Raw genomic sequence first — 5,662 nt, 5'->3', positions numbered from 1 at the left:
GGGTCCGCGCTCGCCGCGGTCGCCGTGGGCAAGCTGTCCCAGGCGCGGGGGCGGCGCCCCGGATTGGCCGCGGGCTTCGCGTTCGGGGCGCTCGGGGCGATCGGGATCGTCGTGGCGACGTCCATCGAATCCCTGCCGCTGCTGTTCCTGTCGTTCGTCATCTACGGCTCCGGAACCGCCACCAACCTGCAGGCCCGCTACGCCGGAGCCGACCTGGCGACCCCCGAGCGCCGCGGTCGGGCACTGTCGTACGTCCTGCTGGGAACCACCGCGGGGGCCGTGGCCGGGCCCAACCTCGTGGGTCCGACGGGCGCTGTCGCCGAATCGCTCGGCCTGCTCCCATTGGCCGGACCGTTCCTCCTCGCGGCGGTGGCCTACGGCGGCGCTGCGCTCGTCATCTCCCTGCTGCTCAGGCCTGATCCGCTGCTCGAGGCGCGGAGGCGGGAGACGGCGGCGGTGGGCTCGGCGACCCCCTCGCCGTCGTCGATCACGTCGTCCTCCGGGGTCACGACCGCCGCGGTCTCCGGCGCCGCGGTCCCCGGGCCCGCATTCTCCGGCGCCGCGGTTCCCGACATCACGTCCTCCCACGCCGGGGCGGATGCCCCCGCCCGCATCTGGACGGGCGATGTGATCACCGGAGTCGCGGTGATGGCACTGACGCAGTTCGTGATGGTCGGCCTCATGACCATGACCCCGGTCCACATGCGTGCGCATGATCACGCTGTGACCGTGGTGGGGTTGGTGATCTCTCTGCACGTGGCGGCGATGTTCCTGCCGGCGCCGCTGTCCGGCTACCTTGTCGACAAGTTCGGCACGCGGCTCGTCGCCGTCTCGGCGGGTCTGGTGCTGCTGACCTCGGGCGTGCTCGCCGCTGTGTCGCCACCGCAGTCGACGGTGCTGGTCACCACGGCGCTGATCCTGCTGGGGCTGGGGTGGAGCCTGGGCCTGGTGGCCGGCACCACCGTCCTCACCACCTCCGTTCCCACCTCGGTTCGCGCGACCGTCCAGGGCCAGGCCGACGTGGCCGTGGCGCTGTCCGGCGCGGCGGGCGGCCTGCTCTCGGGGCTGGTGTTCGCGTGGATCGAGTTCCGCGGGCTCGGGTTCGCGCTCGCTGCACTGTCGTTGATCGTGGTGGCTGCTGTGCGACCGCGGCGTGCGGCGGGTGCGGCTGGGGCCCCTCGGGTCACGGCGGTCTGACACCCGGGGCGTCCGCCGAGTGGTCGCATATCTGCCCGATCGCCGGAGCCCACCCCGGGGAAACGTGAGCGGGTCCGACCCTTCGGCGAGGCGCGGGCGGTCGGGCGCAGGCCTCGAGGCGAGGCCCGACCGCGGGCGTCAGCCCACAGCCACCTGCTCCGACCGCTCCCCGGGAGACGACTCCCCCGCCCGCTCCGCCAGGTCGACGCGCCACCACACCACGAACCCCCAGATGACGAACGCCCCGTACACCAGGTAGAGCGCCGCCGACGGGTAGTACCCGGCCTTGAGCAGCAGCGGTACACCCACGATGTCGACGCCGATCCACAGCAGCCAGAACTCCGTCCACCCGCGGGCCATGCCGTAGGTGGCCAGGATCGAGCCGGTGAAGATCCACGCGTCCGCCCACGGGCCCCACGACCCGAGCTCGGAGAAGATCCAGCCGAAGACCAGGGTGCCGACGATCATCCCTGCGACGAGCCCCGCCCGCTGCCGGCCCGTGGCCCAGTGCGGATGGACCGCGACGGCCTCGACCCCCGCCTGCCCGGGCAGGGCCGCGCTGATCCGACGGTCCCGCGACCAGCGCCACCAGCCGTAGAGCCCGACGGCGAGGAACATGACCTGCCGACCGGCCTGACCGTAGAGGTCGACGTCCTGCGGGGTGTGGAAGACGCCGCCGAGGAAAACGGTGAGCAGCGTGAGGTTGCCGACGATCCCCACCGGCCAGGCCCACACCACGCGGCGCATCCCGCCGATCGCGGCGGCCAGGCCGAAGACATTGCCGATGATCTCGCGCCACAGGATCGGCACTCCGCCGATTATCAACTGCGCGTCGAGGAATGAGACGAGAAGGCTCATCGTGTGCCCCTTTCACGGGCTCAACACAGACGGCCCAGGGCTTATGCCGCATCGCCCACGGTTCCACGGCCGGGCCGCGGTCCCTCGGGGACACGTTGTTCTCTTCCATCCGGACTTTGACCGTCGGCCCCGGGATCACACCGGGTCTGCTGACCCCCGCGCATGCGGCCCGGCCGGACTCGATGTCCGGCCCGCCGCGTGTGCGGGGCGCTCGCGGGCTCGCCCCCGGCTATGGAGCCGGTGGCATCACCGCCGGTGGGGAATTTCACCCCGCCCTGAGAACGTGTTCCCGTTCTACTCCTGCCGAGTGCGACGCCGCAACTCCCGCACCCCGGAGGCGCGATGAGTCACTCCGTCAGCCCGCCGGCGTCGCGCTGCCGGGAAGCACGCCGTCGAGAAGAGCGTCCCGTGCATTCTCACTCGGCCGATGGGTGCGGAACGCTCTTCTCGATGCGGGGCGGGTGCTGGTGGCCCGCGCCCCGCGTCCGCGCCCCGCGTCCGCGGGGCAGCCCGGGTCAGCCCAGGTCAGCCGCGGGTCAGCCGATCGTCAGTTGGCCGTTCGCCTCGGTCACCGGGACCACGTCGAGCGGCCGAGGGGCCGGCGCGAGGGTGTTGCTGCCGTCGGTCGCGTCGTACTCGGCGCCGTGGAGCGGACACCGAAGGTGCAGGTCGCGGACCACCTGGACGGTCCCACCCTGATGGGTGCAGCGGGCCGAGTACGCGACGAACTCACCCTCGGTGGGCTGCGCGACGATGACCGTCGCGTCCCCCGACTTGACCTGCTTGGCGGTCCCGACGGGCACGTCCGCGGCGGGGATCGAGGTGGCCTGCACCTCGGTCGTCTGCTGCACGGTGGACGGCGGCTCCGCCGGCTCGGTCATCCCGCACGCCGAGGCGATCCCCGGCAGCAGGATGATCCCGGGCAGGGCGGCCAGGACGGTGCGGCGCTGCGTGCACGGTCCGACGGAGACGGATGCGGCGGCGGGGTGCTCGGTCATGTGGTCCATCGTATCGGGCGGCGACGGCGGACCTAGGCTGACGACATGACCGTCCGCCGTCTCGAGCCCCACGCCACCACGATCTTCGCCGAGGTCACCCAACTCGCCGTGCGGTTCGAGGCCGTCAACCTGGGGCAGGGCTTCCCCGACACCGACGGCCCCGCGTCGATGATCGACGCCGCCGTGCGTGCCATGCGCGAGGGCCACAACCAGTACCCACCCGGGACGGGGGTGCCCGAGCTCCGGCACGCGATCGTCGCCCACGAGACCGGCCACACGGGTCTGGTCCACGACCCGGACACAGAGGTCCTGGTCACCGTCGGCGCCACGGAGGCGATCGCCGGTGCGGTGCTGGGCCTGGTGGAGCCCGACGACGAGGTGGTGGTGATCGAGCCGTACTACGACTCCTACGCCGCCACCGTGGCGATGGCCGGGGCCACCAGGCGCGCGGCGAGGATGGTCCGCTCGGGCGATCGTTTCCGGCTCGACCTGGACTCACTGCGGGCGGCGTTCTCCCCGCGGACGCGGGCAGTGCTGGTCAACTCGCCGCACAACCCCACCGGAGCGGTGCTGCCGCGGGAGGACCTCGAGCAGATCGCGGCGTTGTGCCACGAGTTCGACGCGATCGCGATCTCGGACGAGGTCTACGAACACCTGACCTACGACTACAACGAGCACGTCTCGATCGCCACCCTGCCGGGGATGGCCGAGCGCACCCTGCGGATCTCGAGCGCCGGCAAGATGCTCAACTGCACCGGCTGGAAGATCGGATGGGTGACCGGGCCGGCCGGGCTGATCGCGGGCGTCCGGGCCGCCAAGCAGTACATGAGTTACACCGCCGGCACACCGCTGCAGCTCGCCGTCGCGCACGCCCTGCGTCACGAGGACGCGTGGATCCGGGCGCTACGGGCGCAGATGCAGGACCGGCGGGACCAGCTGGTGGACATCCTCACGGGCGTCGGGCTGGACCTCGCCGCCACCCAGGGGACCTACTTCCTCACGGCGGATCCGCGACCGCTCGGCGTCACCGACGCCGCGTCCTGGTGCCTGGAGCTGCCCGGACGGATCGGCGTGGCGGCGGTGCCGTTCGCGCCGTTCACCGACACGTACTCCGACGAGTGGTCGCACCTGGTGCGGTTCGCGTTCTGCAAACGGCCCGAGGTCCTCGACGAGGCCGGCCGCCGGCTCCGCGCGCTCGCCGACCGGTAAGAAACGGAGCGCGCTCCGGACCGACTCGCGCGAGCGTCTCGCAGGCCCTACGGTGGTTGCCTGGCGCGCCGGGCGGCGCGCCCGTGCGTCGACGAGGAGTACCCGAGTGTCCCACTACCGCAGCAACCCGCGTGACCTGGAGTTCGTCCTGTTCGAGGTGTTGGGGCTCGACGAGATCCTCGATCGGGACGACACGGAGCTCGACGGCGAGACGGTGCGCACCATGCTGCGGGAGGCCGCCGCCCTGGCGGAGGGGCCCGTGGCGGCCTCGTTCTCCGCCGCCGACCGGAACCCGCCGACGTTCGACCCCGAGACCCACGAGGTCACGCTCCCGCCGGAGTACGTGGCCTCGGTCCGCGCCTGGCAGGACGGTGGGTGGGGTCTGGTCGGAGTGGATCCCGCGGTCGGCGGCGTCGCGGCGCCGCGCATGGTCACGTGGGCGATCACGGAGTTCCTCCTGGGGGCCAACCCGTCGATCTTCATGTACCTGTCCGGACCGCTGTTCGCCGAGATCATGCACACCATCGGCAATGAGCAGCAGCAGAAATGGGCCGCCCGGATCATCGACCGCAACCACGGTTCGTCCATGATGCTCACCGAGGCCGAGGTGGGCTCGGACGTGGGCGCCGTTCGCGCCAAGGCGATCGAGCAGCCCGACGGCACCTGGCACATCGAGGGCGCCAAGCGGTTCATCACCGGCGCCGACTCCGGCGACCTGTTCGAGAACATCTGGCACCAGGTGCTCGCCCGGCCCGAGGGCGCGGGCCCCGGAACCAAGGGCCTGAGCTACTTCCTGGTCCCCAAGTACCTGCCGGACCCCGAGACCGCGGCGCCCGGTGAGCGCAACGGCGTGTACGTGACCGGGATCGAGAAGAAGATGGGGCTCACCGCCTCCGCGACGTGCGAGGTGGCGTTCGGCGCACACGGCCGGCCCGCCGTCGGCTTCCTCGCCGGGGACTCCCACCTGGGAATCAAGCAGATGTTCAAGACCATCGAGGCCGCTCGGATGATGGTGGGGACCAAGGCGATCTCCACCCTGTCCACGGGCTACCTCAACGCGCTGGAGTTCGCCCGGGAGCGCGTGCAGGGCAACGACATGGCCGACGCCGGGAAGCCCGACGCCGGGAAGGTCACCGTCATCCACCACCCCGACGTGCGCCGGTCGCTGCTCACCCAGAAGGCGTACGCGGAGGGACTGCGCGCGGTGTACCTCTATGCGGCCGCCCACCAGGACATCGTGGCCGCGGAGGTCGTCTCGGGCGCCGGCCCGGAACTGGCGCACACCGTCAACGACCTGCTGCTCCCGATCGTCAAGGGCGTGGGGTCCGAGCGCTCCTACCAGTGCCTGGCGGAGTCGCTGCAGTGCTTCGGCGGCTCGGGATATCTGAAGGACTACCCCC

General features: G+C 71.7%; 5 protein-coding genes and 1 riboswitch. Of the genes, 3 read left to right on the top strand and 2 right to left on the bottom strand.

What is annotated here, in order from left to right; all coding sequences use genetic code 11:
- A partial coding sequence (locus tag G6022_RS06285; RefSeq protein WP_182691197.1) for an MFS transporter occupies nt 1-1,197 on the top strand: 1,197 nt, incomplete at its 5' end.
- 138 nt (nt 1,198-1,335) lie between these two features.
- On the opposite strand, the gene G6022_RS06280 is transcribed toward G6022_RS06285, so the two are convergent.
- On the bottom strand, nt 1,336-2,055 hold the full coding sequence (locus tag G6022_RS06280; RefSeq protein WP_182691195.1) for a nicotinamide mononucleotide transporter family protein: 720 nt from the start codon (nt 2,053-2,055) through the stop codon (nt 1,336-1,338).
- A gap of 93 nt (nt 2,056-2,148) precedes the next feature.
- Nucleotides 2,149-2,342: riboswitch (FMN riboswitch) on the bottom strand.
- A gap of 249 nt (nt 2,343-2,591) precedes the next feature.
- A complete protein-coding gene (locus G6022_RS06275) occupies nt 2,592-3,053 on the bottom strand; it encodes a Rieske (2Fe-2S) protein (RefSeq protein ID WP_182639243.1) in 462 nt (153 codons plus the stop codon).
- 45 nt (nt 3,054-3,098) lie between these two features.
- Between G6022_RS06275 and G6022_RS06270 the strand changes: the two genes are divergently transcribed.
- Both G6022_RS06270 and G6022_RS06265 read left to right on the top strand, forming a co-directional pair.
- Nucleotides 3,099-4,262 (top strand): pyridoxal phosphate-dependent aminotransferase, encoded by a 1,164-nt coding sequence (locus tag G6022_RS06270; RefSeq protein WP_182639242.1) that lies wholly within the window; start codon nt 3,099-3,101, stop codon nt 4,260-4,262.
- A gap of 106 nt (nt 4,263-4,368) precedes the next feature.
- Nucleotides 4,369-5,662, top strand: a 1,294-nt coding sequence (locus G6022_RS06265) for an acyl-CoA dehydrogenase family protein (RefSeq protein ID WP_182691193.1), incomplete at its 3' end; no start/stop codon positions are given.

This window comes from Dietzia sp. Cai40 (assembly GCF_014145165.1).
Taxonomy (GTDB): Bacteria; Actinomycetota; Actinomycetes; order Mycobacteriales; family Mycobacteriaceae; genus Dietzia; species Dietzia natronolimnaea.
The sequence above is the reverse complement of the archived record's forward strand: the minus strand, read 5'-3'. Positions and strand labels throughout refer to the sequence as shown.